General features: G+C 41.9%; 17 protein-coding genes. 4 read left to right on the top strand and 13 right to left on the bottom strand.

Annotated elements, in window-relative coordinates; genetic code table 11:
* Positions 1–246: 246 nt before the first annotated feature.
* From OSCI_RS09795 to OSCI_RS09785, 3 genes are all read right to left on the bottom strand, one after another.
* Complete coding sequence (locus OSCI_RS09795) at positions 247–1647, bottom strand: branched-chain amino acid ABC transporter substrate-binding protein (RefSeq protein WP_234708731.1); 1401 nt, start codon at positions 1645–1647, stop codon at positions 247–249.
* Between the two features lie 407 nt (positions 1648–2054).
* On the bottom strand, positions 2055–3482 hold the full coding sequence (locus tag OSCI_RS09790; RefSeq protein ID WP_007354777.1) for an NAD(P)/FAD-dependent oxidoreductase: 1428 nt from the start codon (positions 3480–3482) through the stop codon (positions 2055–2057).
* 155 nt (positions 3483–3637) lie between these two features.
* Positions 3638–4666, bottom strand: a complete 1029-nt coding sequence (locus tag OSCI_RS09785) for a glycosyltransferase (protein ID WP_007354776.1) — start codon at positions 4664–4666, stop codon at positions 3638–3640.
* Between the two features lie 475 nt (positions 4667–5141).
* On the opposite strand from OSCI_RS09785, the gene OSCI_RS09780 reads away from it, so the two are divergent.
* On the top strand, positions 5142–6269 hold the full coding sequence (locus OSCI_RS09780) for a glycosyltransferase family 2 protein (RefSeq protein ID WP_007354775.1): 1128 nt from the start codon (positions 5142–5144) through the stop codon (positions 6267–6269).
* Positions 6270–6674: 405 nt separating this feature from the next.
* Here OSCI_RS09780 and cutA read toward each other — a convergent pair whose 3' ends face one another.
* Complete coding sequence (gene cutA, locus OSCI_RS09775) at positions 6675–6995, bottom strand: divalent-cation tolerance protein CutA (protein WP_007354774.1); 321 nt, start codon at positions 6993–6995, stop codon at positions 6675–6677.
* A 149-nt stretch (positions 6996–7144) separates the two neighbouring features.
* On the opposite strand from cutA, the gene OSCI_RS09770 reads away from it, so the two are divergent.
* The gene (locus OSCI_RS09770) at positions 7145–8245 is read left to right on the top strand and encodes a zinc-dependent alcohol dehydrogenase (RefSeq protein WP_007354773.1); all 1101 of its coding nucleotides are present in this window, start codon (positions 7145–7147) and stop codon (positions 8243–8245) included.
* A gap of 34 nt (positions 8246–8279) precedes the next feature.
* On the opposite strand, the gene OSCI_RS09765 is transcribed toward OSCI_RS09770, so the two are convergent.
* The 3 genes from OSCI_RS09765 to OSCI_RS09755 form a co-directional block, all read right to left on the bottom strand.
* Positions 8280–8624 (bottom strand): hypothetical protein, encoded by a 345-nt coding sequence (locus OSCI_RS09765; protein WP_007354772.1) that lies wholly within the window; start codon positions 8622–8624, stop codon positions 8280–8282.
* A gap of 137 nt (positions 8625–8761) precedes the next feature.
* Positions 8762–9502: a DUF1963 domain-containing protein gene (locus OSCI_RS09760; RefSeq protein WP_019487076.1), complete on the bottom strand. Its 741-nt coding sequence runs from the start codon at positions 9500–9502 to the stop codon at positions 8762–8764.
* 53 nt (positions 9503–9555) lie between these two features.
* Positions 9556–10509: an MDR/zinc-dependent alcohol dehydrogenase-like family protein gene (locus tag OSCI_RS09755; RefSeq protein ID WP_007354770.1), complete on the bottom strand. Its 954-nt coding sequence runs from the start codon at positions 10507–10509 to the stop codon at positions 9556–9558.
* Positions 10510–11176: 667 nt separating this feature from the next.
* Here OSCI_RS09755 and OSCI_RS09750 point away from each other — a divergent pair.
* A complete protein-coding gene (locus tag OSCI_RS09750; protein ID WP_007354769.1) occupies positions 11177–12058 on the top strand; it encodes a ChaN family lipoprotein in 882 nt (293 codons plus the stop codon).
* Between the two features lie 36 nt (positions 12059–12094).
* Positions 12095–12676, top strand: coding sequence for an NADPH-dependent FMN reductase (locus tag OSCI_RS09745; RefSeq protein WP_007354768.1), 582 nt, complete (start codon positions 12095–12097; stop codon positions 12674–12676).
* Between the two features lie 440 nt (positions 12677–13116).
* Here OSCI_RS09745 and OSCI_RS09740 read toward each other — a convergent pair whose 3' ends face one another.
* From OSCI_RS09740 to OSCI_RS09715, 6 genes are all read right to left on the bottom strand, one after another.
* Positions 13117–14856 (bottom strand): ABC transporter ATP-binding protein, encoded by a 1740-nt coding sequence (locus OSCI_RS09740; RefSeq protein WP_007354767.1) that lies wholly within the window; start codon positions 14854–14856, stop codon positions 13117–13119.
* 125 nt (positions 14857–14981) lie between these two features.
* Positions 14982–15770: an inositol monophosphatase family protein gene (locus OSCI_RS09735; protein ID WP_007354766.1), complete on the bottom strand. Its 789-nt coding sequence runs from the start codon at positions 15768–15770 to the stop codon at positions 14982–14984.
* A gap of 74 nt (positions 15771–15844) precedes the next feature.
* Positions 15845–17323: a BCD family MFS transporter gene (locus OSCI_RS09730; protein WP_007354765.1), complete on the bottom strand. Its 1479-nt coding sequence runs from the start codon at positions 17321–17323 to the stop codon at positions 15845–15847.
* A gap of 99 nt (positions 17324–17422) precedes the next feature.
* Complete coding sequence (locus OSCI_RS09725) at positions 17423–19279, bottom strand: tetratricopeptide repeat-containing sulfotransferase family protein (RefSeq protein ID WP_007354764.1); 1857 nt, start codon at positions 19277–19279, stop codon at positions 17423–17425.
* A gap of 89 nt (positions 19280–19368) precedes the next feature.
* On the bottom strand, positions 19369–23361 hold the full coding sequence (locus OSCI_RS09720) for a tetratricopeptide repeat protein (RefSeq protein ID WP_007354763.1): 3993 nt from the start codon (positions 23359–23361) through the stop codon (positions 19369–19371).
* 27 nt (positions 23362–23388) lie between these two features.
* Positions 23389–25121, bottom strand: a 1733-nt coding sequence (locus tag OSCI_RS09715) for a glycosyltransferase 61 family protein (protein WP_157135553.1), incomplete at its 5' end; no start/stop codon positions are given.

Raw genomic sequence — 25121 nt, 5'->3', positions numbered from 1 at the left:
TCGCTAATGGTTATACGAATTGCTACCCCTTGATGCCTGTGATAGCTGGGGTGCTAATTGCTAATTAAGCGATATAGCAATCCTAAATCATTTGTGAACTTCTTACTCCCTCCCCTTAGCAAGGGGAGGGTTGGGGTGGGGTAAAAAATTTACGGTTCATTTAGGATTGCTATAGTTATTGGCTAGTGATTAGCACTTAACATCAAAACTACTAACCACTAATCACTAACCACTAACCACTAACAATTACTCATCTTTGAGTACGCTTACAAACTCCCACTTGCCATCTTTAACCACATTTCCCGACATCGTAGTAATGCTAGTGTCACCATTAGCGTCAAAACTCCAATTACCGAGTAACCCATTAAAGTCTTTAGTTGCCATCACTGCATCGCGGATAGCAGCCCGGTCATTTTTGCAGACTTGATTAATCGCATTCATAACCACTTTAGCGGACTCGTAGCTATAAGCAGCATAAGCTTCTGGTTCAGAATTGTATTTTTGCTTGTAACTTTCGTACCAAGTTTGTCCTGCACCAGTCAATTCTTTTGCTGGGACTCCTCCAAAAGTGGCATAAACTCCTTCAGCATCTTTACCAGCAGCATCAATTAATGCTTTCTCATAAGTACCGTCAGGCCCCATGAACTTGACTGTATCAGCAGTCATCCCAACGTTTCTCATGTCCTTAATCAACTGTCCGGCGTTATTCTGAGTAATGCCACCAAAGTAAATCAAATCTGGGCCCAAAGCCTTAATCTTAGTCATCAAAGCTTTATAATCAGCAGCTTGCCTGTCAATTCCTTCACGTCCGAGCACTTCTAAGCCAATTTCTTTGCTAGTTTTCTCGAAAATATCTCCCAAGCCTTTGCCATAAAGTTCTTGGTCATCGAGAATATAGACTTTTTGCACTCCTAAAGATTTAGCCCACTTAGCACCGACGCTTCCTTGGAGGTCATCAGCAGGTACTACACGAACGTAGTTGCGTTTGCCATTCGGGTAATAAACGTTAGGTTCCTGGGCTGTACCCTTCCCTGGTTTAGTCAAGCCGGGATAGGTATTAGCGGGACTAACCATTACTAAGTTAGCTTGGTTGAGAATGGGAATGGACAGCTTAGCTGCACCAGAGTTGAAGTGACCGATAACTGCGACCACACTACCGTCAGCAACGGCTTTGTTAGCATTTGCCGTCACCTGTGCGGGGTCCCATTTTCCTGTCGCTGCGGTAGCATCATCGAGTTGCTCAAATTGGACCTTCAGTTTACCCTCGCAAGCGGTTGAGTTTGCCTCGTCCACGACTTGCTTAATACCGTTGACCATCGTTTGAGTCTGACCCTGAGAACTGCCCGTCATGGGCAGCATGGAAACTATTTTGAGAGTATTAGGATCGGCGGGGCTACTGACTGCTACGGGAGTAGCGACGGGACTCTCCAAGGGGCTGGGGCTGGAAGTTGAGGCGGAAGGGGCTTGAGGACTCTGACAGCTAGCACAGAGTGAGGCTACACCTGCTGCCCAGATGAGTTTTTTCAGGGTGGGGGAAGGTAAGCCTAGAAGGGTTTTTGGGGTTGCGATCGCATTTGTGTCCCTAGACTTCCCTGAGTTGGGGGCTTGGTTCTTTTGTTGTTTGAGTTTTTCCATTTTTTGTTTCACAGACAACTTTTACTATAGGTTGTGGGGTTAATCGCCCTATTGCTGAAATAGTATCGCACACAAAGTTTCATTTCCTAAAGACGAAGGCTAAAGATATCAGGACTTTGGCACCCAACCACAGAAACCGGGTTTCGACTTTCGCTCAACCAACAGGTTTTTTGACGAAAATACTTCGCCCTTATCCACAGATTCTCTCAAAAACCCGGTTTCTGGGAATACCTGCGTAAGTCCTAATTTTATGCAATCTTAGGCAGTCGGACATATGCAAAACTATCCTTAACGCCGCCAACGGGCGCGGTTGTTTAGACCAGGCCCGTTGGCGGCGTTACATAGTGCGTAAGTCCCAGCAGTGAAACCCAAACTCAAGGTTGTAGCAAGACTTTCGAGAATTGGTGTTAGCAGGAACGCTAATTATTCTTCTTCTTCAACTTCTCTGACGTGAAATCTTCGTAATAAGAACGCTCAGTGTTGACATCCCACAAATCGTGATTATCCCCGAAAATATTTCTCACTGCCAAAATCCCAGTCAGCATGGAATGATCTTGATTGTTATATCTGTGCATTCCGTTGCGACCAATAGTTTGCAAGTTCTCAAATTTGGTAAGAAAACCTTGAATCACTTCCAAATGTTGGCGATACTCGCTATCATAAACGGGGTAAGCTTTTGGTTGACGAATCACGACTCCATCTTCGACATCACTAGCTTTGGCTAAATTCAAACACTCTAGCTCGCGAGCTGCCAATTCGATCAGATCCTTATCTGCCATGTTCCAGATTTCATCACCTTCGTCACAGAAATATTCCATTCCCAAACAAGTTTTGCTCAAGTCGGGAACCATCTCAGGACTCCAATTCTTGAAGTTTTGAATCCGCCCCACTTTCACATCGGGAGTGTGAATATATATCCAATTGTCAGGAAATAAATCGCGCTGATTTACAACCAGGGAGACAATCATGAAAGCACGATAGTTAAGGGATCGCGCTGCATGAATGACTTCTTCGGGGGGCTGAGGTTCCATGCGATTAAGCAGGGCCGATACGGGCATACTGGAAATAAAGTTATCGCCAGAGAATTCTAATATTTTTCCATCTTGCTCTGCGGCGATGCTCTTAATCCGATATCCATCTCGCTCAATCCGAATTACTCCTGTATTGAGTTCTACTTTCCCCCCTTTTTCCTCTACAAGTTCTGTAAACCGCTCCCACATCATCCCCGGCCCTAAGCGGGGATAATCAAATTCTTTAATCAATGTTTTAGTATCATTACTACCAAAAAGAGCATTAATTATAGCTGTTGTCAGCGACAGTCCTTTAATCCGCTGCGCTGCCCAGTCTGCTTGAATCTGATTGCAAGGAATCCCCCAAACTTTCTCAGTATAAGTCTTAAAAAATGTCTTATACAAACGTTCGCCAAAGCGATTAGTCACCCACTGCTCGAAAGTTTCTTCTTCAGGAAGTGGCTGCATTCTAATTTTAAAGTAGCTCAACAAAATCAATAGACTTTCGATAATGCCAAGGTTAGATAAAGTATTGAAGGCGCTGAGGGGATAGTTAAAAAATCTGCCTCCGTAGTAAATCCGCGATAGGCGGGGTACTTTAATAAAATCTTTTGCTAGTACCTCCATCCAGAGCTGCTGGACAGCTTCAACTTTAGTGTAAAATCGGTGGCCGCCGATATCAAAACGATAACCTTTGTAGGTTTCCGTGCGGGCGATTCCACCAACTTTATCACCTTTTTCTAGCACCAGAGGTGCTACGCCTTGTTTAACCAGTTCGTAAGCAGCGGTTAAACCTGCGGGGCCAGCGCCGGTGATGATGACAGGGTAATGCTCCAACTTAGAGTACCTCCAGGTTTACTTTTGTCTTCTAGGATTTCTAGAAAACGGCTCTGCTCAAAATTCCGGTAGATGCTATTCCCAAAACAACATCCTACAACAATTCGCGGATTTGGGCGGGGATTTATGAGTGCGATCGCACACCTCCATCATTATTACTGAGCCGATGCTGGAGAGCCAACCTTAAAAAGGCCCCCTTTCTGGGATAGATGTCTTACAGTGCCGATCGCAAAAGCCAGTCCACTGTAAAGATAATACAGCCAGTGCCAAGGAATAGTCTTGAGTGCAAACCAGAGCCCCTGTTTACGGGCAAAGAAGCGGTAAAGTGGCGCATTTAGCCAGAAAAGCAATAGAGCGAACACTATTGCTACTAGCAAAAACCCAACCCAAAGCCATGCTAGAGCCAAACATCCCACTAACCCATAAGCTAACATCGCGCTGATTCGGCTAGAAACTTGCAGGTTAAGGTCATTATTCAATCTGCGATCGCGCAAAATCAATTCAGTCCAAGGTAGTGCCCGGTAGAAAAAGTCAGCTTTCAGCAGAGAAACAGCTTCCCAGCGTTTTAAATGTTTTACTTGTAACGTCTTACACAATCGAATCCGATAACCCGCCGCCTTCAGTCGATACCCCAGCTCAATATCTTCAATCGAAGGCCGACGGTAAATCTCATTAAAGCCACCCACAGCCAAAAAAATCTCTCGGCGGATAGCCCCGCAAGCACCCCAAAATGTGGACGCTTCCTCGCAGCCAGTTTGGTGAACGTAGTGATGCAGCAAGTTTCGGTACTGAGATAAGAAATTAGGCGAACCAGGAGCATCATCATAAGAACCAATCATCGCAGCTAAGTACGGATTCCCCTGGAAAATCTTCATCACATAACCTATAGCCTCTGGACAGATAGCAACATCTGCATCTACAAAAAACAGAATATCTCCCTGAGCTGCCAGTGCCCCCAGATTCCGAGCCTGGGCCGGGCCACCAGATTCGGGAATTCTAATTACTTTTGCGCCGTATTCCCTGGCTAAACGCCAGGAACCATCCGTATCACCATCTGCCACTACAATAATTTCGGTAGCTCTTGGTAAGGCTTCCGCCAATTTGGACAGACAGGTGCGGAAGTATGCGCCCCCATTGTGAACTGGGATAATAACTGAGACGGTCAACTCATTGTGATCAAGCATTACCTAAACTGTTTAAATTAAATTGCCAAAATGTACTTGAGTTTTACAGATGCTACTTTACAACGGGTAAAGTCTGTTTATTTTTGAGGGAGAACCATTAAGCTTGTGTCCTCAAATACATAATTTTTGTTAATCTTCGTAATTGCCTTGCGTTGATTTCTACTTGTATTCTAGTAAACATTTTATTGACAGTGCTATTGTTTCCAGGGCATCTTTACCAATTCTTTAATTATTTGGTTACTTTGATAAACTTCCCAAAACGTTGAGCCTGCTTTTAGTTTAACATTCATGCACCACACAAAATTTTTATCCAAGTATGCTGGTCAAGTATAGTATAATACTTTTTCTTTGCGCTCTCAGCTTAGAGTACCCAGATCCGACTTGCCAGTTTCACCCTTGACGCGAAATGGCATTTAGATATATTAGGTTCAGTAGAGAGTCGAACCCAAACCACTCTCAGATAACTACCCTAGATATGGATATCTCTAAAAATGATTTGGCATTGCCTTTAGTTTCAGTTATTATACCAGCCTATAATGCTGAAGTTTTTATTGAAAAAACGCTCTTGTCTGTCTTATCTCAAACTTATGATAATATTGAGGTTGTGGTCGTTGATGATGGCTCTAGCGATCGCACTGCGGAAATAGTCAAATCTTTTACTCAACAAGATCGGCGCATTATCTTTCTGCAACAGTCTAATGCCGGAGTTGCAGCGGCTCGAAATTTAGCTATTGAAAAATCCAGTGGCGAATATATTGCACCCATTGATGCGGATGATATTTGGTATCCTCAAAACCTGGAAAAACAAGTGCAGTGTATGTTAAATTCTGAGCCATCGGTAGGATTAGTTTATTCTTGGTCGCTAGATATCGATCGAGAAGAATTACTAACAGGAGGATTCTACAATTCTACCATAGAAGGAGAAGTATACAAACCTCTAATTTATAAATATTTTATAGGCAATGCTAGCTCCTCCCTAATTCGCCGTGTTTGTTTAGAGAAAGTCGGCGGTTACAACTGTCAATTGAAAGCAGAAAATGCTCAAGGCTGTGAAGACTGGGATCTTTATCTCCGCATTGCGGAATATTATCAATTTAAAGTTGTTCCAGAGTTTCTAGTCGGCTATCGCCAGATTACTAGCAGTATGTCTTCCAACTGTGCAGAAATGGCAAAGTCTCACGCTTTAATTATGGCAGATATCCGGCAGCGTCACCCTGAGATTGTCCCTAGTATTTATAATTGGTCTAGCAGTAAATTTTATATCTACTTTGCCTCTAAAAATAAGCAAAGCAAGAATTATAAAAGTACCTTAGTTTGGCTATATAAAGCTTTGAAAGCAGATTGGCTAATGACTATTTTACATCATAACTTTTATCTGCTAACAATTGACAGTATATTAAAACTTATAACTCAATCATTTCTGCCTCAATTTGTAGAGAAATCTGATTCAGAAATAGAATTAGATTCAGCCTCAAACTCAAATAGCTCAGGGATGACAATTGCCGATATTGAGCGGCGAATGAGCATACACAAACTATTGCCATCCCAAGTTTATGAAAGAATTCGGTTAAAGAGATTGGGAAACGATATAGCTAGGGACTAGGGACTAGGGAAGAGGGAAGAGGTTACGACCTAAGAGATTATGGACTAAAGGTAACAGTTGTACTTGCCCTAATCGCCCTGGCGGTTGCTATAACAGTAAAAGAGCGATCGCGATTTAGCTAGGATAATTCACGTAATCCCTATTATGTCACTTTGGTCAGAGAAAAAGGCTTTCGCCTTGAGATCGCTGGATTTTAGCCATTCTCAATAATTTATGCAACGCCCGGCGAAAGCCTTACAAACCAGTAGTTCCAGAAAATTCTCTGCCGAGAGTGACATAATAGGGATTGTATTGCCTGTTATCGGGCACCAGAAGCGTTTCCAATTGTAAATTTTGGACATATTATAAAATTAATAAATTTAGTCAGCTAATTTTTCGGTGGCTCACACTTATACCATGATACAATTAATCAACTTGTTCTGAAATCCACTGAAGATAGGCCGGATTACCAGCCACAATAGGAAGAGCTATTATTTCCGGAACTTCATAAGAATGGAGTTGACGCACCTTTGTTGCTAATACATCAAACTTGGCTAAATCAGTTTTAATAATTAGCTGCCATTCTGACTCTGAATTAATCTCGCCTTGCCAAGTATAGATCGAGTGGATTTGCGTGAAACTAACACAAGCCGCTAGCTGACTTTCAACTAAAGCCTTAGCGATCGCTTCCGCTTCCACCCGCGAACTGGCTGTCACCAGTACCACCCCGTAATTAATGCTGGTCATTTGTCAATTATAACTTAGCTACCTAACCAATTGTAGACAATTGTAGAATTAACTTTCCCAAAAATAACTTAAGTCTTGCTAAAGATTTTCCCCAGAGCTGCACCTACTACTCTAAAATAATTGAGTTGGGAAATAGTAGGCAGTTGACGATGCTCGCAGCGGTACTTTACGGTCAAGAAGATTTACGGCTAGAAACGGTTGCTGACCCCTCACCAGCGGCGGGTGAAGTCGTAATCCGAGTAGCGACGGCGACAACTTGCGGCACAGATTTGAAGGTTTGGCGGCGGGGAGGACACGCGAAAATGCTACGGCCTCCAACGCTATTTGGTCACGAAGCGGCGGGGCAAATAGTGGCAATTGGAGAAGGTGTGAAAGGTTGGGAGATAGGCGATCGCGTGGTTGCTAATAATTCTGCTCCCTGCATGAAATGTTTCTTTTGTCAACGCGAAGAATATTCTCTCTGTCCGCATTTGACGTGGAATAATGGCACTTTTGCAGAGTATTTAAAGATTCCAGCCCCAATTGTCGAGCATAATTTGCTACCAATTCCTAATGATTTACCGGAGGCTTTAGCCTCAATGACTGAACCTTTAGCCTGCGTATTACACGGGATTGCTAGGTCAAATGTGAAAGAAGGCGATCGCATTTTAGTCTTAGGAGATGGAGCAATTGGACTGATGTTTGTGGCGGTACTCGGTCAGTTGAAGGAAGAGGGAAGAAGGAAGAAGGAAGAAGGAAGAGGGAAGGAAGAAAACGGAAATTTTGTATTTCCTGATGGGGAAGTTTTCTTATTTGGTGGTAACAATAATCGGCTGGAAATTGGCAAACAATTAGGTGCAGCGAAGGTGTTTAATTATCACCAGATAACGGATATATCTGCGGTGGTGAAAGAATTAACAGATGGTTGGGGTGCAGATACGGTAATTGAATGTACAGGTGTCCCTTCTGTTTGGGAAACTGCGATCGCTTGTGCTCGTCCGGGTGCAACTGTAAATTTATTTGGTGGTTGTCCTAAAGATACAGCGATCGCATTAAGTACAGAGCAATTACACTATAGTGAATTAACGCTAAAAGGAGTTTTTCACAATACGCCAAAATACGTTAGAGAGGCATTATCTCTATTAGCAACGCGGAGGATTCCATTTGAATTATTTGTGAGCGATCGTCAGCCTTTAAAAGATTTAGAACAAGTATTTCAAGATATGCGCGATCGCAAAGTAATCAAAGTAGCAATTGAACCTAATTGTTAACAGTTAACAGTTAACGGTTAACAATTAACAGTTGCTACTGCCAGACTCCCGAAAAGATATTTTTAACTGCGATCGCAATCCGCTTCACATCTTCCTTTAAAACTGGGGGCCAAGCAATACCGCTGCGGCTTCCGGCTTCAAATTGCCGCACGCTTTCAACGGCAAATAAATGCAGTGCATAAACTAACTGCCGATCCAGCATTGGGGATTCTTGCAAAGTATCAAAAACAATTTTTAGAGCCAATAATATATTAGTCACTTGTCCGGGAATTGGTGCATTCCCTTGTTTAAGACGGCTCAAAAAAGCATCAGGATTTCGTTGAGTTTCAAGAGCAGTACCCTGATCGATCAGAAAATTGCGAGCTGTTTTATAATCCATTAGAAGTGCGATCGCGACTCTAACATTATATCACTCGCAGCACGACGACATTTAGACCGATTACTTGCTAATCTACCAATAGCTGGAACTGGCTATGTAGTCGCAGCGTGGGCACGGTCAGCCCTACTTACAGGCTATTAACCAGCGTCCGATCTTAGATTTGAAAAGTCGTGTTTTTTGAGGCGTTCAATCTCTATGAAGATCATGAGCTTATCACCATCGTGCCAAGACCAATCTAATTCGTCATTGGAATTAGCTGTAAATAGCGAAATCCACTCTGCTCCCGGAGTTGGATCGTATGCAAGGCTACAATGCGATGGATATCCGAGAAGATAGTCTTCACTGTGGTGTAAAGCATTCCGAAGATCGCGATAAGATGCACATAGCTCATCTGTATGAAATGACCACTCGTCAACTTGATATTCGTCAAAAGGGAGATCGAATGTCTGTCTAAATGTGATTGTGCAGCTAGAGCCTCTTGCAACCGAATCAGGCGATACATTAGGAACAAGTTTTGTTATATCAGTAAAGAATTCTGCATGAATATAGCCCGGATCTCCCCAAAAAAGATCGCTTTCACCATCAGGATCATCAGCGACGAAAAGGCTTAATAGTCCGCACTCAGGCAAACCAGCATTAACTTGTGGAATTTCTGCAAAGTTAAACTGGCCAAGGAAGCGGTAAAGTCCGAGATGGTGAGTTGGCCACTCGAATCCTTCTGGCAAATCAGGCGAACCACCATAACGACTTCCACCCAAGCTAATCCCAGAGTCAGACCGCATAATATCTATCGTGGTGCGGAGAAGACGACATAAATAGTCTTGGTGTAGTGCGATCGGTGTTAGCTCAAACATCTGCAAGAAGTTTGTTATGTCCATTTTTACTCAATTTTATAATCCATTAGAAGTGCGATCGCTATTCTGCGGTTATATTATTCTATTTCTAGTAACACTTTCAACACCCCAGGGCTTTGTGCTTTTTCAAAGGCGACAAGTCCTTCATCTAAGGGATAGCGACTGTGAATGAGATGTTTAACATCAACTTGATTTTGGGCTAACAACTGTAAGGCGGGTTTAAATGGGCCGCAGCGAGAACCGATTAGGGTAATTTCATCGACAACTAAGGCCGAAGCGTCGAAGCTGAGGGCTCCGGCGTAGGTACTTTTGAGGACGAGAGTTCCTCTGGGACGCAAGGCGCGACGTGCGATCGCAAACCCTTCTGGATTCCCAGTACACTCGATGGAGATGTCAAAATATCGGTCTTTCACGGCATCGGCAAAACCAGTTTTGATACCGCGATCTTCCAAGTTCCCTAATTTTTCGCGGTGTCGCCCAATAACCAACAGTTCGCAACCCGTGAGGGCAATGGTTTGGGCGACGAGTTGGCCGAGTTTGCCATCTCCGACGACTAAAACTTTATCCTCTGGACTGATGGGTACTTGTTGCTGAATTTCTAAAGCGGCGGCGACTGGTTCTGTGAAGGTTGCCGCATCGGTGGATACGCTATCGGGTACGGGGTGAAGGTTTGCGACTGGTAGAGTCAGGTATTCGGCAAAGGCCCCGTTACGGTTGACGATGCCCAAGACGGTGCGATTTTCGCAGTGGGTTGGTTGTTCGCTGAGGCAAAAACGGCACTTACCGCAGGCGGCGTTAATTTCGCCAACGACTCGTTTATTTACTAAGTCTGCGGGCCCTCGTTCGACAATGCCGACAAATTCGTGACCAAGGATACCTCGATAGGGGTAGTAGCCTCTGAGTAATTCTAAGTCTGTGTTGCAGATACCCGCCCGCAAAACTCGTACTAAGGCTTCTCCGGGTGGCGGTTCTGGGATGGGGAGGTTGGTGCAAAGTTGCAGTTGCTTGTTTTCTAGCCACAGTCCTTTCATCTCTTTTCCCGCTTTGGCTTTTTTCTATAGTTTATGGCATTTCCCCCTCTTCCTTCTTCCTTCTTCCTTCTTCCTTCTTCCTTCAATATGCTTAAACAAACAACAACACCCAAGCGTTACTTACTGAGTAATTTCCTCTAATTTGTATTTCGACGTGGAGTTAAACTAAATTCTAAGATTCAGTTTCATTGCTCCCTCATCAACATTTGAGGAAATATCAGACTTCGCGGTGAGTGTTGTTGTTGTTGGATGAGACAGATGTAAAGTTAAACAGCGCTTTTTACTCCTTATTCAAAAGTGAAACTTCAAGGTGTGAACTTCAAAGGTATGAGCTTTAAAGTATGAACTTCGCTGTGATATCTGTCGGGTGAAGCTTTTGTTTGCTTCATGTTATTAATCTAGCACCTTCTCTAAGAGATGCAAGTACCTGCAATGAAAGTTTACTTTTTGATAGATAACTACTAATTAAATGTAAACTTATTAGAACTTACGCATCAATCAGGCAACGCCGCCGACAGGCGAGGTCAGGATACCTTGTCTATTGGCGGTTGTGTCTATTAGTGACTGTATTGACAATGGGTAAGTGCTAATCAAGTAAGAAGATTAAATTATATAAATTGGATGAGATCGGTGGTGTGTGGCTGCGATCGCAAGGCAAAATACGATCATGAACAAACTTAAACTAACCAAACTCTACGCTTTGTCTCTAGGCTTGTTCCTATTCTGTAGCAGTCAAGCTTTGGCGGAAGTGACAGGGAACTTGCAACCGCAGCAGACATATACTAGCCAGGAGATTCTACAACAGTTGGCGGCGGCAAATGTCGTGTATCTGGGGGAAACTCACGACAGCCTCGAAGATCATCAAGCTCAACTGAAGATTATCAGAGAACTGTATCGGCAAAATCGCAAAGTTGCGATCGCACTGGAAATGTTTCAGCGTCCCTTTCAAGGTGCGATCGACCAATATTTAGCTGGTAAAATTACAGAAGCCGAATTAATCGAGCAAACCCAGTATAATCAAAGATGGGGATTTCCTTGGGAATATTACGCACCGATTTTGCGGTTTGCCAAGGAAAATCAACTGCCAGTATTAGCCTTGAATACACCCACAGAAGTAACGCGAAAAGTTGCCCGCGAAGGCTTAGAAAGTCTGACAGCAGAAGAAAAACAGCACATTCCCGCCCCCTCAGAAATTCGTACCGATAATGCTGAATATCGGCAAATATTGCTAGAGATTTATCAGCAACACGCCTCTGAGGGACATGGTTCTAGTGCTGGCTTCGATCGTTTTTTTCTAGCCCAAACCCTCTGGGATGAAACAATGGCAGAAACAATCGCTCAATTTATCACAGTTAAGCCTAATTATCAAGTAGTAGTGCTAGCAGGGAAAGGCCATATCGCCTATGGCTACGGCATTCCCAGCCGCGTCGCCAGACGTTTAAGTAGTAGAAAGTTACTGCAAAGATCGGTGCTGTTTTTTTCAGCCTCAGATAGCCTTTCGTCAACAGATCGACCTATTGCTGACTTCATCTGGCAGCACGCGGAATAGTACAATTTAACTGGAACCAAATACTAGGAACAACCAATGATAAACGCACCAAAAATCCTTGCTTTTGCCGGCAGTACCCGCGAAGCATCCTACAACAAACTGCTGGTCAAAATTGCGGCTTCTGGGGCTAGAGCCGCCAGTGCTGAAGTGACTTATGTCGATTTCCGGGATTTGCCGATGCCACTATTTGATGAAGATTTGGAGGCCAGAGAGGGAATGCCAGAAAATGCCCGGAAATTTAAGGAATTGATGATAGCACATCAGGGGTTTTTGATTGCTTCTCCTGAGTATAACAGTTCAGTTACTCCTGTTTTGAAAAATGCAATCGATTGGGCATCTCGTCCGCAGCCTGGCGAACCGGGGTTGGTGGCTTTTACTGACAAAGTAGCAGTAATTATGAGTGCTTCACCTGGGGCATTGGGCGGTTTGCGAGGGTTAGTTCATTTGCGCTCGATTTTGGGCAATATTAATGTGTTTGTGCTGCCAGATCAGAAGGCAGTTCCTAAAGCCTATGAAGCTTTTAATGCTGATGGTACGATGAAAGATCCGAAACAGCAGGAGTTGGTTGAGAATCTTGGTGCAAAGTTATCAAATGTGTTAGCGAAATTAATCGCTTGATGCGATATAAGTATGCAATAGAATCATTTTAGGATTACCAATAATGATTCTATGGCAACTATTTGAAGAAAAAATACGCTGAGAAGGCGAATTAAATGAAAATTAAAACTCATAGAACTTATGGATACTTTTGTGTAAGTCCCGTGAGTTTTAAATAATTAGGACTTACGCAGGGAGTCCCAGAAACCGGGTTTTTGAGAGAATCTATGGATAAGGGCGAAGTATTTTCGTCAAAAAACCCGGTTTCTTTGGTTGAGTGCGTAAGTCGTGTAATGGGATATAGATGCAAGTTGGAGAGGTTAAATGTAACTCAAACTTGATTAATAAGTAAATCCACCTAATTAAACATAAGATCGGGATGGCTAAAAAGCTGACTGTATAAACATTCTTCCTTCTCTCCTAGATAACTAAATCCTTCTTCCTTCTACTTAACATTCCCGTTAGCGTTCTCCGATTTGCTGTCGCCACATAGCGTAGTAAAGCCCCTTCTGATTCACCAGTTCATCGTGGTTTCCAGTCTCCACAATTCGACCTTTTTCCAAAACAAAAATCCGATCGGCGTGCATAATCGTAGACAATCGATGGGCAATCAAAATTGTAATTTGCTCTTTCAAGGCTGAAATTTCTTTAATTGTTTCAGTAATCTGTTCTTCGGTCAGAGAATCTAACGCAGATGTTGCCTCATCAAAAATCAACAGGCGTGGTTGACGGATCAGGGCGCGGGCAATAGAAATTCGCTGCCTTTCACCGCCCGATAATTTAACACCACTTTCACCAATTATTGTATTTATACCCTGTTCAGATCGGGTGAGTAAATTCTCACAGGATGCTTGTTTGAGTGCTGCAATAATTTCTGCATCGGTGGCATCAGGTTGGACAAATTGGAGGTTTTCCTTAATGGTGCCTGCAAATAAATGAGTTTCCTGGGTTACAAATCCAATTTGTCGCCGCACCTGATTGTAGCGAATATCTTTGGTAGAAATATCGTTATAAAATACTTCTCCGCTATTAGGTTGGTACAAGCCAACTAGCAATTTTACCAATGTTGATTTCCCCGACCCTGAAGGGCCAACAAAGGCAATTGTATCCCCCAGATTTGCCGCAAAAGAAATCCCATCCAGGGAATTTTCAGAGGCCCCCTGATATCGAAAGACAACGTTCAAGAAACTCAAACGATTCACCAGTCCAATCTCAATGGGTGATTCAGGTCGGCGTTCAATCGGTTTTTGCATCAGTTGATCGAAGTGCTGTAACGATGCTTCGGCTTCACGATAGGCGAGAATGATGTTACCCAATTCTTGCAGCGGCGCAAAAATAGAAACAGAAATAAATTGCATAGCAATTAACTCGCCTGTGCTCAACACATCTCGAAAAATGAGCCATAGTAGTGTGAATAAAATCGACAGCTTTAGCAAGCTAAGCGTCGTTCCCTGCAAAAATGATAAAAGCCGGATTTGTTTGACCTTCTCCATTTCCAGGGCAAATATTTTGACAGTTTGTCCTTGTAAACGCCGAATTTCTGGGAAGGTCAACCCTAAACTTTTGATCAGCTCAATGTTATGCAGCGACTCGGTAATAAACCCAGAACTTTTAGAAGTTTCGCGCATAATCGATCGCTGTTGACCTTTAATTTTTTGGCTCAAAAGTCCGGTTAATCCCCCTAAACCCAACACGCCAACTACAAATACGGGTACCAGTGCCCAGTGTTTAGTCACAGCATACCAAACCAAAAAAAACACTCCGACAATTGACGAAAACAGGATATTAATAAACGAATTTATAAAGCGTTCTGTGTCACTGCGAACCTTTAACAAAAGGGCTAGCGTTTCACCGCTTTGCTGGTTTTCAAATTCCTGATAGGTAAGCCTGAGTGTTTGTCGTAACCCGTCGTTAAATATCTGCGTGCCAAATTTTTGCACTACCAGCCGGGTCATGTATTCTTGTATAGCTTTGGTAAGTCGTGATAATACTGCAATAGCGACGGCGATTATCAACAGCACCAGCACCCCAGAGACTAGCTCTGCATCCGTTTTCGTTCGCCGTTGGGTGGCGTAATCATCAATGATTTTTCCAAAAATAATCGGGTCTACCAGTGCTAGAACCTGGCTGATACCTGCTAGTAATAACGATAGAACCGCAAGCCATTGATAAGGCTTTAGGTAATTCCAGAGAATACGCATTGACTTATCTGAATCATACTCCAGTAGGTTTTGAGAAGCTTTTGTTTCAGTGCATATTATAGCGTTTATTTATGTCCATATACTTATTAAATTTCGTTCCCTAAGAAAGAATAAGTTATAAGTTTTTAGCCCCTCATCAACGGCAAAAACACTGACTTCAATTCCTCCCGACTCACCACTAAAGTAGGATACGAGCGACTTCCATAATTCTTACCAACTTCCAAAGGAAAAATTGCCTCAGATTCCAAGGGTATCCAAACACCATCAGCCGCTTTTAAAATCACCCAACTCCCCGCAATATCCCAAATCTTCGGCGTAGCTTCTACCCCACCCAAAACCGCACCCGCCGCCACCGTTAAAAAATTGTAACTAGCCATTCCTAACATCCGAATTTTAGCAGGAATCTGAGGTGCAACTGCGATACTGCGCGAACAAATGTTAAAAAAGTGATTTGAAGTCAGCGCATCAGCACTAGAATGAATTTGTCGATCGTTCAAAAAAGCTCCAGAATTGCCACTAAGTCCAGAATCTCCCAACCAAAAACCGTGAAAAGATTGATTTATGGGTGGCAAATGTACGTAGCCAAAAACAGGCACTCCTTGATATAATAAACCCATCGAGATTCCCCAAATAGGAATGCCTCTAGCAAAATTAGTAGTGCCATCCAAAGGGTCAATTATCCAGCACCATTCATTCCCTGGAAAAACGTGCTCTCCCTCTTCACTTAAAACTCCATGACTAGGAAAAGCTGACATAATTGCATCTCGAATTTCTGCATCCGCCCACTTGTCAGATTGAGTTACCAAACTCCCATCTAACTTTTCTGAAGCTTGGACAGAACCGAAATCCTTTAACAATTGTACTCCGACTCTAGCCGCCGTACTTTGGGCAAAACTAAAAATTGAATCCCACATGAGAGTTAAAATAAACAACCGCAGATTAATGCAGATATATCATACAATTATCTGCGTCCATCTGCGGAAAAAAATTAATCCAATTCATTTTCTAGAATAGACGCGATCGCATTATTCGCATTCTCCCGAAACTCTTTCACATTTACGCGCCCCAATAGTAAAATTGCTGCCACCATCCCTATAGCTTGTAGCGCAAAAACCAATCCATAAGCCAACACAGGGGCATCAAAAACAACCTTTCCTAAATTCAAAACCACGCCGCCGATGACAGTAGCTAAACCCCTTGCCATTGCCTGAGATAAACCCCAAGCACCGATAAAAGTACCAGCAGTTTCCGCCGCCGTTAAATCCAGCATTAAACTTGTGGCACCAGCAGTCAATACCCCAGCAGAAAAACCAAAAAATAGCAAACTAGCTTTTAGTAATCCGGCGTTGGCTGTAAATCCAGAGAGAATAATTAAGCCAAAACAAATCGCTGCCGCTGTACATCCCATCTTAGTCGTTTTCACCTTACCTAAACGCGGTAAAATCAAAAAACCTGTGCCACTAATACCGATCAGCGTCCCCATACCAAAAGGAACATTCAACTTTGTGGTTTCCGAAATACACATTCCGAAAACTTCGCCGCCATAGGGTTCCATAATCGCGTCCTGCATGAACAAACTAATAGTTAGCACCAGCAGAAAGCTAAAAAATAAACCAGTTTGGCGGCTAGCAGTCAATACTTTCAAAGCCTTACCTAAACTAATTTTATCCTCTCTGTTAACCGCACTGGAACGCAAAGCAAAGCGAGAGTATTTTTTTTCTATACCGACAGTCGCCAGTAAAGATAAACCAAATACAACTGCCGGCATAATTACAAATAGAGGATTAATTGAGCTTTGCAATTTTGCTAAATCTGTAACTGGTGTCCCTAGAGAGGGATTGTATGACAAAATATCTGCTCCACAAACTTCAGCTCGACTGATTAATTTAGAGCTAATAATTGCTCCCAATACAATACCAACCATGAGCATTGACCAAACAACTCCAATTAATTTGGAGCGGTTGTCTTCATCAGAAATATCTACTAAAAGAGCAGCAAAAGGTGTGGAACTCGCACTCAAAACTAAACCATAAAAAGCAAAAACTAGCGCTAGAACTCCCGCCCAACTATAAGTTTGCGGGCTCCATCCTGTAGCCTGCAAACTACCGCCGAGTTGCCAAACTACTTGCAGCGCGATGAATGATGTTGTCGTGAAAAGTGCGGCTCCAATCCAGACAAAACCGGTGCGGTGGTAGCCAAAAATAGTTTTTGAGTCCGACATTTGGCCGAACCACACCCGCGCCGGTGACATGAATTGGTGCATTGCGATCGCACCCGCAGCAATCCAAGGTAAGACTTTAAGCTCATCAATCATCAGCCGATTGAGTACCCCCAGGGTGAGCAGCGACATAATGCCCAATCCCATCTGAAACAAACCCAGCCGGAACATAGTCAGCAGTTTAATCGTAGGAATTGTTGCTGAGCTGGACTCTGTGAATTCTGGATCTGGTAAACCGTCGATCGCCATAATTATTCAAGGAAATATAGCATTTGTATTCTTATAACTAAGAATACCTGTTGATGGCTAATTTAAAGCATAAAATAGGTAATAGTTAACCTTTAGAAATTATTTCCAGTTAAATTTAATCCCTAAAAAATCTTCCAATTGCTGATTATAAGGGCAGAAATAATTGCTGAGCCAGGAGCGCATTGACTCGCTCACCGACGGATAGAACCCTGGATTGTAATTCGCATACTCGGAAATATAATACTCCGGCAAACCGACAAATTCTAAAACTTGCTTCATCACGACTGCCGTATGTTCATAAAAGTCTTCACTCCTCAGAATTAGCAACTGTTCTCTCGGAAATAACTCTAGCCATTTCTTAATAAACTCAACATACATACCGCGAGCTAAATAATTTCCTGGTTCTTCTCCTATAATATAATCAGGATTGTTTTCCAGCCTTTCTACCTCATCAGCGATTGCCTCTTCAAAAGAGCGATTTTCCCAGTTTAAACTCACCCAGCGATAGTATTGAGAAATGGCTCTATCTACAGGATTTCTCAACAGCACAATTAGCTTTACCTTCGGAAAAGTATTGAAAAGTCTTTGCCCTGCGTCCCGATAATCAAGATAGCTGGGACTAGCTTCTCCTGTTAAAAAATGTTGCCCTTGAGGAAGTGGGGGAAAATGAGATAAATACCAATCAATACCTCTGTTGAAATGCCACGACCAAAAATCGACCTCCTTTTTAATAGGAGACAAAATCTGCGGATGCTGAGTCAGATAACTGTACAGAGAAGTCGTACCGCAACGCTGAGAACCAATGATAATAAAGTCAGGAGCTTGTACGGGTTCTAATTTTTTTTGCTCTTGTCCTGAACCTGCAAGCAATATTAAAGTTTGTTTGTAAGTTGCAGTTTGATAACACGCGATCGCTTCATCAAGCTTATTTTGTCGAGTTAAAGCTTCCCCTAAATTTAAGTAAGGCCAAAAACTATCGGGTTTAATTTCAATTGCTCGGTGGCATAAACTAACAGCTTGTTCGAGTTTTCCTTGCTTAGCAAAAACTTCCCATAAATTATAGTAAAACCACCAATGGAAATCTGGATGCAACTCCATAGCATGGAGGAAAGCCGCAGCAGCTTCATCGTCTTTATATTGCCTCGTCAGTGCTACCCCTAAATTGTAGTAAGACCAACAGGAATCGGGGTTTTCTCTAATCGCTCTGCGGCACGAGTTCAGTTCTATATCTAACTCATTCTTTTTCTTTAATAGCCGCTCTAATTCCTTAGAAACATCAGCATTATCTGGCTGAATTTCGAGTGTTGCTTGGTAAAAAATAATTGCACCCTCTAACTGGTTATGCTTTGCCAAAGCATTTCCTAACTGTGAATAGAGTTCGGGATCTGGGGTAACAAAACTTAGCAAATTAGTGTAACTTAACCTTGACTTTTGCTCAGAATTAGGGTGATAATAATTAATAGCTTGCTCTAAACCAAACTCAGATCGTTGCCGCAGAGCATCCCCAAATTTTTCATAAATTCCAGGTAAATTTGGATCGACTGCAACAGCACGAAAATAGGCTGCACTCGCCTCATCCCATTCTTGCATCAACGCCAGAGCATCGCCTAAATTATAATAAGACCAAGAGAAATTAGGGTTTAACTCAATTGCTTTTCGGTAAGCAGCGACGGCTTCATTCCACTGTTCTTGTTTGAGCAAAGCATAGCCTAAATTGTGATAAGACCAAGAAAAATCTGGCTTGAGTTCAATTGCGCGACGATTTGCCTCAATAGCTTCCAGCCATTTTTTTTGCTTGACAAGAACATCTCCTAATTTGTGGAAATACCAAGAAACTTTAGGGCTTAGTTGTGATGCGCGATCGTAAGCGATCGCAGCTTCCTGAAACTCTCCTTTTTCTTGCAAAGCATCACCTAACTTATCATAAACTTCTGCTTGGCTATAATCCTCACACATTGCACATACCTACAACTTTGATTAATAATAATTCTGCCCGATCGTAACGCCGCCCTCTGGGCGGTTTTTTTACCGCCCAGAGGGCGGCGTTAGATAATTCTATAAGTCCAAATTAACTTTTCTAGCAACTCCAAGTCAACCTTAATATCTTGGTGTATAGGAAGACGAGAATCGGTATTTTCCCATAACTCGCCAATTAAATAGTGATGTTCCAAACCACATATATTACTAAGTATCCAGTAGCAATTAGGAAGATATGTCGGCGAAAAAATTTCTATAATTTTAGTTCCCGGCTTACAGAATACAATATTAGTCAATCCAGCACCGTGAGGCGCTACCACAACTTCAGCATTTGCTAAACAAGATGCCTGTTCTGCCACTGACATAGTTTCTAGTTTAACGCTTTCAAATCCCCATTTATCTAAAAAGTTTAATACCTCTTCTTCATTAATAAATCGACGATAGGAAGCTAACTCACGGCTAATATAAATTCGCCTGAATTTGTCTATTTTTGGCTTGCTTTTTTCTCTTGAAAATTCCCTCTTGATAAACTCGCAAGCCCATTTTGATATTTGAGATACTCCTTGGTAACAAATTGACGGAACTACTAAATTTTCAGCTTTTATATGCAGACCACAACTACTCTCGATAATCTTTGTTTCTGGAATCCCTAATGTTTTCAGAGTTTCCTTTTCGTATGAATGATCGGTATTATTAACTATAAACTTATCTATTGTCTCTATCTCTATCCCACTACGACGTAAAAGATCGAAGCGGGGAATTACATCAAACATCCAATGATAATAAGCTGCACCGCCCCAGCGTACTGATAAAAAGGCAACATTTCCCTCTATGTATTCAATAGGAGGTAATTTATCTGAAGGTATTACTAATTCTGCACAACCCGTAGAAATATCCGTAACTAACTTATTTTCCGAATTAATTACAGCGCTTGTAATTACATCCGCCCAGACACGACCATCTGGAATGACGGCAACAAATGTTTTTGGTAAATAATATTTATCTTCTGAAAATATGCTATTATTAAGGCTTTTAGAAGGTAATAAAGAAATTTCATCACCAGGCGAAATTTTGATATAATTTATAGTAGGATCAAATTCAGATGTGACTGTTAAATCTTCTCTAAACTGACAATATTTTTTCAGAACCTTTAAGGGTAGCATTTGATACTCACAACAGTGATACTCGGACTTTTCTAATTCACCTTGTTTTTCTAAGGCGTAACCAACTTTGTGATAAACTTCTAACAAGCCTGGTTTAATCTGTAGTGCTTCTATGAAAGAAGCGATCGCCCCTTCCCAATCCTTCTTTTCCAACAAACACAATCCCAAACCTTCGTAAGCAAAATAAGCCTTGGGATCGATTTCGATCGCCTGTTCGTAAATAGCCATTGCTTCATCCCACAATCCTAGTTGTCGCAGACCATCTCCTAATTTTTTACGCATCCAAGTATCCTCCGCTTCCAGCTCAACCGCACGCTGATAAGCGCTAACTGCTTCCTCCCAATACTGCTGTTCTTCCAAAACTTCCCCTAAGCTATAGTAAGACCAACAAAAATCAGGGTTCAAATCAATTGAGCGGCGGTAAGCATCCGCAGCTTCTTCCCAATCAGAAATTTTTACCAACGCCTCCCCTAACTTGTTATATAACCAACAAAAATCAGGGTTGATTTTAATCCCCTGCCGATAAGCCGCCGCAGCTTCTTCCCATCTAGAAAGTTGCATCAGGATATCCCCTAAATTGTTGTAAGACCAACAGAAATCAGGGTTTAATTCAATAGCGCGACGGTAGACAGCAATAGCTCGATCGTCTTCCCCTAATTCTTGTAAAATTTCCCCTAAATAGTGGTAAGACCAACTGAAATTTGGGTTGAGATTAATCGAACGCCAATAGATAGAGGCTGCTCGGTTTAACTCTTTTTTTTCTTGCAGCAACTTTCCTAATTTGTGGTAAACTAATGAAACCTGATTTTTATGCCATTCTCGGAATTTTAAACTGTCCGGGAAATCTGCTAGTTTGATTTCGCCTTCTTTCGTTAGGAAGTCTTTGATATCCAGTTCCGGCACTGATATTTTGGGCTGAAATTCAAGTGCTTTTTGATAATGGGAAATTGCTTCTTCTAAATAACCTTGGGCGGCTATCGCTTCTCCCAAATTTAGGTAAGCATTAGTTAAGAGAGCTTTCTCTTCTAACTGCTTCTCATTGGCGATTTTTTTTACTATGAGTTGATAACCTTTGTGAATCACCTCTAATTGGTTTTGATACATTGAAATAAAAGTATCTATCCCTAGCTTAGGATTTTGCTCTGGATTTTCGGGAAAGGTAAATTCGTAATCGTCAAAAATTATCAAACCGCCTACTTTTACCAGCCGCCAAGAGAGGATTGTATCTTCCAAAACGCTGCTAGCTTTGTGACAGCCATCGATGTAAGCTACTTCATAGTAATCCGATGTCAGAGTTACCAATAAATCCTGAGATAGCCCCTCTAACTTAATTACTTTCTGTGCTCCTCCAGTTTTAGCAATATTGCCATCAAACTGTGCCTGAAAATAGAGATCGATAGATGTGATTCTTGCTGTCGTGTCCGTTAGAATACGATCTAGAAGCCAGCAAGTAGACATTCCTTGGAAACTGCCTATTTCTAAGATATTAATTCCCGGCATCCCGGCAAATTGCTGTAAATGTTTTTCCCAGATGGGGATATTATGAGTAAACCAATCTTGTGTAAATTGATATTTGTTGGCAGCGCATTGATGCCAACCTCTTAATTCACTAGCTTTTTGATGGCAGACAATCGCTTCCTCTAGCTCTCCATATTTAGGTAATATATTCCCTAAATCAGTATAGGCAACCGCAGAGTTTGGGTCAATTTCTATCTGGCTGCGATAAACAGATATTTGCCGATCTAACTCATCTTTTCTTGCTAAGACATTCTCTAACTCTGAGGCAACTTTAGCATCTTCTGGATTAATGTGCAATGCTATTTGATAAAAAACAATCGCTCCACTAAACTGATGTTGTTTGGTTAAATTATTTGCTAAGTCAACATAAAACTCGCTATCATCTGTGATGATATTTAGCAGGTTATAGTAAGTTTTTCCATTATCTGAATTCACTTGGATAGCTTGGCAATAGTCTCTAACCGTTGCATCTAAATCTGATGCTGTTCGCTGTCGCAAAATGTATCCTATACGGTTGTAAATTCCAGGCAAATCTCGCTGAAGCACAAGTGCAGAGAGATAACCTGCAAGTGCTTCGTCCCAGGATTTTAGATTGGTCATAGCAACAGCTAAGTTATAGTAAAACCAAGGAATATCACCTTTCATCTCAATGGCTTTCTGATAACTATTTATGGCTTTATCCCAACGTTCTTGTTTGAGAAAGACATCTCCTAAACTGTTGTATGACCAACAGTAATTTGGGTTGAGTTCAATTGCTTTGCTGTAATAAGCAATAGCTGAATCCAACTCGCCCTTTTGTACCAAAACATTTCCTAAACTGTGATAAGCACGAACATAATTGGGATTGATTTCAAGGCTTTTATATTGACAGGCAATTGCTTCATCAATGTTGCCTTTAGCTGCTAATAGTTTCCCTAAACTGTGGTGACTTCCAAAAGCATCAGGTTTGAGTTTAATCGCTTGGCGGTAATAGGCGATTGCTTCCTCAAATTTATTTTTACTTGTGAAAATTTCCCCTAAATTGTGGTAAGCTTGTACTAAAGTTGAATTTGCCTGAATTGCTCGTAGGTAACAAGCAATAGCTTCCTCCAGCTTTCCCTGTTCTACTAAAGTATTGCCTAAAGTTAAATGTTCCTCAGCGGTTGCCCAATTCGGATCGAGAGTTAGCGCTTGATACCAGCAATCTGCTGCGGCTTCAGCTTTTTTTAACTGCGTCCAAATTCTAGCTAAATTACGGTAAGCGCCTGCAAAATTCGGTTGAAGCTTCAACGCTTCTTCGCAAGCTGCAATTGCTTCATTTAATTTGCCTTGGGCTAAATAAATTTCTGCTTGCTGGTTAAAGTTAAACGCTACCGTTTCCATATTTTGAGTTGATGTCATATTGATGCCTCATCAGATGCCAAAAAATCACAAACCTATAAGTTCCATCATCTTCTTGAGCGAACTCAAGTTAATCATAATATCTTCGGTCAGGGAGTTTTGATACATCAATTGTCTAATAGGATAACATTCAAACACCTCACCTGTTAAATAATAATGGTCGAGGTGCAGATAATGGCTACTCGGCCAGTAATAGTGACCCACATAGTGAGGTGAAACCAATTCTATGACCTTAGTTCCTGGTTGGCAGAATATTGTATTTGTCAAACCGCTCCCGTGCGGTGTAACTATCATTTTAGCATGAAAGAATAACGCTATCTGCTCCTGCAAGGGCATAGATTCTAAAAAGATTCTAACAAACCCAAATTTGCTTAATTCCTCCATCACATCTTCTTCATTGAAGACGCGCCGATATCTAGCTTTGTTTCGGCTAATGTAAATGCGATCGGGATAGCTGCTCAAAGTGGTAATTCCTGCAAGAAATACGCGCCTGAGAAAATTAACTGCCCAAAGCGGTGGCCAACCTAAATACCCTGGAAAAGAGGGAACAATTAATTGCTTTGCTTGAATGTGGGGATGGGAATCGCTCTCTAAAATTTTGTTTTCGGGGATTCCCAGAGCTTTTAATGTTTCTCGCTGAAATTGCTGCTGACAATTATTCACTAAAAACCAATCTATTTTATCAAAATCTGTGCCACTTAGTCGGAGCAATTCAATTCTAGGTAAAACATCTAACATCCAGTGAAAATAGACATTTCCTGATAGTCCAGATAATACGGCAACAGTACCATCAATTTGTTCTAAATGAGGTAATGATTCTAGCTTAAAAATGCTATGTTTAGTAGGGTCGTGATTTTGACATCCCGGCAAAAAGTTAGGATAATCGCGGGAAACATCTGCTAATAAATAATTGTCAGGAGTAATGACTGCGATCGCGCTGCAAAGTAGCCAATAACTTTTCTGGGGAACAATCCAAGCTCGTCCGTCTGGGACTACGGCAACAAAGGTTTTCGGCGAGTCTACGGGAATTGGTTGAGAATTTGACAAAACATGAACGCCCCAACCTAAATGAATCGGTTCAAACCAATCAGAGATGCGTTTTAAGCAAGGCCCACAGGTTAAACCGCCGCAGTCGGATTTGGGTAATTGGTTATTGGTAATTGATAATTGGTGAGTGGCGATATTTTCTACATCTTCACAGATTATTTCACGATAATTGCTGCGATCTAATTTGCTGGCAATAATCCAGTCTGAAGTAGATAAGTAAATACCTTGTGGGAGTTTATGAGTGGGGGAATTTGAGGGAGGCAAATCCCCTGTTCTTAATTTTCCTAGAAAGGGCAAAGTTAAAACTTTTTCGTAATATCCGATCGCCGACTCGTAGCGCTGCTGTTTTTCTAGCAGATGTCCTAATTCAAAATAAACCTGGGTTAACTCAGGTTGAATTGCTAGGGCAAGATGATAAACGGCGATCGCAGCATTCAGCCGTTCTTGCTTGGCTAAACTCTTACCTAGCCGCCAGTAAAGTTCTGCATTTTTCGGCTGAATTTGTAAAGCTTTTTGATAATAAATTTCTGCCTGCTCGTATCCACCATACTCAAATAAAGCATTCCCTAAATGTAGGTAAGTTTGTGCCAGATATTGACAAATTTCCTTAATTTGTAATTGGTAATTTGTAATTGGTAATTGGTAATTGGTAATTGGTGATTGGTAATTGGTAATTGGTAATTGGCTTTGTTCCTCCAGTTTTATAGGGCTAA

This window comes from Kamptonema sp. PCC 6506 (assembly GCF_000180455.1).
GTDB classification, from domain to species: Bacteria; Cyanobacteriota; Cyanobacteriia; order Cyanobacteriales; family Microcoleaceae; genus Kamptonema; species Kamptonema formosum.
This window is presented reverse-complemented; position numbering and strand designations above follow the sequence as displayed.